Annotated in this window: 2 rRNA genes (1 of these 2 running past the window's edge); both read right to left on the bottom strand. The window is 47.7% G+C overall.

From position 1 onward, the window contains the following. Positions 1–17 precede the first annotated feature (17 nt). A 5S ribosomal RNA gene (rrf, locus tag QMA06_RS16325) occupies positions 18–127 on the bottom strand. 180 nt (positions 128–307) lie between these two features. After that, positions 308–2844, bottom strand: a 23S ribosomal RNA gene (locus QMA06_RS16320) (it continues 290 nt past the right edge of the window).

Genomic DNA, 2844 nt, shown 5'->3' with positions numbered 1-2844 from the left:
ATAGTAAGGGTTTCTAAAAAAGGCGGCGACCTACTCTTCCACAGTAAAGCAGTACCATCGGCGCAAACGGGCTTAACTACTCTGTTCGGAATGGTAAGAGGTGAGCCCCGTCGCTATAACCACCTTAAGTTTTTATTCTGAAGTAATTTCAGAACTTGGGTTGTTATAAAAAATCAACACTAATATTGTTGACATATTGAAAAGACGCTAAAGGTCAATAGATACAATGCTATAATTTAATTGGTAATTTATAAAAAAACAGACTCGCTTAAGTGCTCATTACTGGTCACTTAAGCGAAGTCGAAGTGACAATAAACCTATGGGTTATTAGTACTACTCGGCTATGACATTACTGCCTTTACACCTATAGCCTATCAACGTGGTCATCTTCCACGACCCTTTAAAGAAATCTCATCTTGTGGTGGGTTTCGCGCTTATATGCTTTCAGCGCTTATCCCTTCCGAACGTAGCTACCCTGCAATGCTCCTGGCGGAACAACAGGTACACCAGAGGTTCGTCCAACTCGGTCCTCTCGTACTAGAGTCAGATCCACTCAAATTTCTAACGCCCACAGTAGATAGAGACCGAACTGTCTCACGACGTTCTGAACCCAGCTCGCGTGCCACTTTAATGGGCGAACAGCCCAACCCTTGGGACCTTCTCCAGCCCCAGGATGTGACGAGCCGACATCGAGGTGCCAAACCCCCCCGTCGATATGAGCTCTTGGGGGAGATCAGCCTGTTATCCCCGGAGTACCTTTTATCCTTTGAGCGATGGCCCTTCCATGCGGAACCACCGGATCACTATGCTCTACTTTCGTACCTGATCGACCTGTATGTCTCTCAGTCAAGCTCCCTTATGCCATTGCACTCTACGCACGGTTACCAAGCGTGCTGAGGGAACCTTTAGAAGCCTCCGTTACTCTTTTGGAGGCGACCACCCCAGTCAAACTACCCACCAAGCACTGTCCCTGGTTAGAGGTTAGACTCTAGATAAGCAAAGGGTGGTATTTCAACAATGACTAACGTACGCCTAGCGACGCACGATCGAAGTCTCCCACCTATCCTACACATTACTTATCCAAAGCCAATACTAAGCTATAGTAAAGGTTCACGGGGTCTTTTCGTCCCACTGCGGGTAATCGGCATCTTCACCGATACTACAATTTCACCGAGCTCATGGCTGAGACAGTGTCCAGATCGTTACACCATTCGTGCAGGTCGGAACTTACCCGACAAGGAATTTCGCTACCTTAGGACCGTTATAGTTACGGCCGCCGTTTACTGGGGCTTCATTTGAGATCTTCGAAGTAAACTTCTAAACCCTCCACTTAACCTTCCAGCACCGGGCAGGTGTCAGGCCCTATACATCATCTTTCGATTTAGCAGAGCCCTGTGTTTTTGATAAACAGTCGCCTGGACTTTTTCACTGCGGCCCCCCCAGAAGGGGGCGACGCTTCTCCCGAAGTTACGCGTCCATTTTGCCTAGTTCCTTAGCCATGAATCTCTCGAGCACCTTAGAATTCTCATCCCAACTACCTGTGTCGGTTTAGGGTACGGGCTGCTTCACTCGCTTTTCTTGGAAGTCGATTTGCTAGATTATCACCTTGACCGTAGTCTCAGTGTACTATCGCGGTATTACTACTCGCTTCAACGTACATTTCCGTCAGTACGCACTAACTTTTCGCCTCCGTCACTTTTAGTGTGAGCAGGTACAGGAATATTAACCTGTTGTCCATCCACTACCCCTTTCGGGTTCGCGTTAGGTCCCGACTAACCCTCAGCTGATTAGCATAGCTGAGGAAACCTTAGTCTTTCGGTGTGCGGGTTTCTCGCCCGCATTATCGTTACTTATGCCTACATTTTCTTTTGTAGCTTCTCCAGCATACCTCGCAGTACACCTTCGACGACACTACAATGCTCCCCTACCACTTTTACAAGTCCATAGCTTCGGTAGTATGTTTATGCCCGATTATTATCCATGCCGGATCGCTCGACTAGTGAGCTGTTACGCACTCTTTAAATGAATGGCTGCTTCCAAGCCAACATCCTAGCTGTCTATGCAATCCAACCTCGTTTATTCAACTTAACATACATTTGGGGACCTTAGCTGATGGTCTGGGTTCTTTCCCTCTCGGACATGGACCTTAGCACCCATGCCCTCACTGCTGATTAACATTTTATAGCATTCGGAGTTTGTCAGGAATTGGTAGGCGGTGAAGCCCCCGCATCCAATCAGTAGCTCTACCTCTATAAAACTATAAATCAACGCTGCACCTAAATGCATTTCGGGGAGTACGAGCTATTTCCGAGTTTGATTGGCCTTTCACCCCTACCCACAGGTCATCCGAAGACTTTTCAACGTCAACCGGTTCGGGCCTCCACTGTGTGTTACCACAGCTTCACCCTGCCCATGGGTAGATCACACGGTTTCGCGTCTACCACTACTAACTAAAGCGCCCTATTCAGACTCGCTTTCGCTACGGATCCGGACCTGAAGTCCTTAACCTTGCTAGCAACGGTAACTCGTAGGCTCATTATGCAAAAGGCACGCCGTCACAGATCAAGTCTGCTCCGACCGCTTGTAAGCGTATGGTTTCAGGTTCTATTTCACTCCCTTATTCAGGGTTCTTTTCACCTTTCCCTCACGGTACTAGTTCACTATCGGTCTCTCAGGAGTATTTAGCCTTATGGGATGGTCCCCACAGATTCACACAGGGTTTCACGTGCCCCGCACTACTCAGGATACTGCTATCTTACTATTCTTTACTTATACGGGACTATCACCCTCTATGGTCGCTATTTCCAAAGCGTTCTAATTCATTATAGCTCAAATATCGCAGTC

Origin of the sequence: Winogradskyella bathintestinalis (assembly GCF_030407435.1) — a bacterium.
Classification (GTDB): Bacteria; Bacteroidota; Bacteroidia; order Flavobacteriales; family Flavobacteriaceae; genus Winogradskyella; species Winogradskyella bathintestinalis.
This window is presented reverse-complemented; position numbering and strand designations above follow the sequence as displayed.